The sequence below is a fragment of the Streptomyces calidiresistens genome (assembly GCF_014141525.1).
Taxonomy (GTDB): domain Bacteria; phylum Actinomycetota; class Actinomycetes; order Streptomycetales; family Streptomycetaceae; genus Streptomyces; species Streptomyces calidiresistens.
In genome coordinates, this window is record NZ_VKHS01000853.1 from 1 (window position 1) to 2,185 (window position 2,185).

At 72.0% G+C, this 2,185-nt stretch carries 1 protein-coding gene; it reads left to right on the forward strand.

What is annotated here, in order from left to right; genetic code table 11:
* The coding region (gene murJ, locus FOE67_RS23450) for a murein biosynthesis integral membrane protein MurJ (RefSeq protein ID WP_182666834.1) at nt 1-1,806 on the forward strand (1,806 nt) is incomplete at its 5' end.
* Between the last annotated feature and the right edge of the window lie 379 nt (nt 1,807-2,185).

A 2,185-nucleotide genomic window follows, 5' to 3' on the forward strand; every position in this document is an offset into this window, starting at 1 on the left:
GGTCGGGACGCCTTCGCCCATCTCTACCGCGACCAGCGTGGGGCGGGCCCCACCGGACCCGGCGCCCCCGCCGCACCCGGCACGGTGCCCCCCGTCGCCGGCACCACGGCCGGCGGGCCGGCCGAGCCACCGCCCGTCCCGGAGCCGGTCGCCGAGCCCCGCAGGCCCGGCCGCGGCAGCAGCCTGCTGAAGTCCAGCGCGGTCATGGCGGCGGGCACCCTGGTCTCCCGGGTCACCGGCTTCATCCGCCAGTTGATCATCGTCGCCGCGCTGGGCGCCGCCGTCCTCGGCGACACCTACGCCATCGCCTGGGCGCTGCCCTCGATGATCTACATCCTCACCATCGGCGGCGGCCTGAACTCCGTCTTCGTGCCCCAGTTGGTGCGCTCGATGAAGAACGACGAGGACGGCGGCGAGGCGTACGCCAACCGGCTGCTCACCCTCGTCATGGTGGTGCTGGCGGCACTGGTGCTGATCGCGGTGCTCATCGCCCCGCTGCTGATCCGGATGATGTCGGCGAGGATCGCCGACGATCCCGCCGCCAACGAGGTGGCCGTCACCTTCGCCCGCTACTGTCTGCCCACCATCTTCTTCATGGGCGTGCACGTGGTGATGGGCCAGATCCTCAACGCCCGCGACCGGTTCGGGCCGATGATGTGGACCCCGGTCCTCAACAACATCGTGGTCATCGCCACCTTCGGCCTCTTCCTGTGGGTGCACGGCACCCAGCGCACCTCCGGCGTGGCGGTGGACACCATCACCCCCGAGGGCGTTCGACTGCTGGGCATCGGCACCCTGCTGGGCCTGGTGGTCCAGGCGCTGGCGATGATCCCCTACCTGCGCGCCGCGGGCTTCCGGATCCGGCCCCGCTTCGACTGGGTCGGTCAGGGCATGGGCAAGGCGATGCGGCTGGCCAAGTGGACGGTGCTCTTCGTCTTCGCCAACCAGATCGGCCTGGTGGTCATCTCCCAGCTCGCCACCTGGGCCGGTGACAACGCCGAACGCGCCGGGTTCCCCGGCACCGGCTTCCTCGCCTACAGCAGTGCCCTGCTGATCTGGCAGATGCCACAGGCGATCATCACCGTCTCGGTCATGGCGGCCCTGCTGCCGCGCATCTCCCGCTCCGCCGCGGACGGCGACAACGCCGCCGTCCGCGACGACCTCTCCCAGGGACTGCGCACCTCGGCCGTGGCGATCGTGCCGATCGCCTTCGCCTTCGTGGCCCTCGGCGTCCCGATGTGCACCCTGTTGTTCGGCAGCGCCGGGGACACCGCCGCCCGCTCCTTCGGCTACATCCTCATGGCCTTCGGCGTCGGGCTGATCCCCTTCTCCGCCCAGTACGTCGTGCTGCGCGCCTTCTACGCCTACGAGGACACCCGGACGCCCTTCTACAACACCGTCATCGTCTCGATCTGTTGGATCGCGCTCTCCGCCCTCTCCTTCGTGCTGCTGCCCGACCGCTGGGTGGTGGCGGGCATCGCCTTCTCCTACGGCATCGCCTACACGGTCGGGGTCGGGATCGCCTGGCGACGGCTGCGCTCCCGCATGGGAACCGATCTCGACGGCGCGCGGGTGGTGCGGACCTACATCCGCCTGTGCGGGGCGGCGATCCCCGCCGCGGTGCCGGCCGGCCTGGCGGGATGGGCGATCATGGAGGCGCTGGGCAGTGGAGTGGTGGGGTCGCTGCTCGCCCTCGCGGGCGGGAGTGTGATCCTTGCGGTGGTCTTCGTCCTCGCCGCCCGCCGGATGCGGATCGAGGAACTGACCACCCTGATCGGCATGGTGCGGTCGCGACTGGGTCGCTGACCTGCACACATCGACGGGGCGCCCCCCGGTCGTCCACGCCTGTCGTGCGGCGGCGCCGAGGGGCGGCACAATTGGACCTGGCCGGGCTCATCGGACGGCAGCCGAGATCGGGGAGGCGGACTCACGGTGGCGAAACGATCGACGGCACCGAACGCCGTGTCCACGGTGTCCTCCGCGCACTCCCCGTCGTCGGCACCCTCCGCGTCGCACGCGCCCTCCGCCTCCCCGCCCCCCTCGGTGTCGACGGGGCCCACCATGTCCTCCGCCCCGGCGGCGTCCCCCTCCCCGGGGTCCCCGGACGGTTCGCGTGATTCCCGTCCGGCGGCGCCGTCGGAGGAAGCCCCCCGGGCCCGGGGTGCGGCGAGTCCCCGGCCCGGGG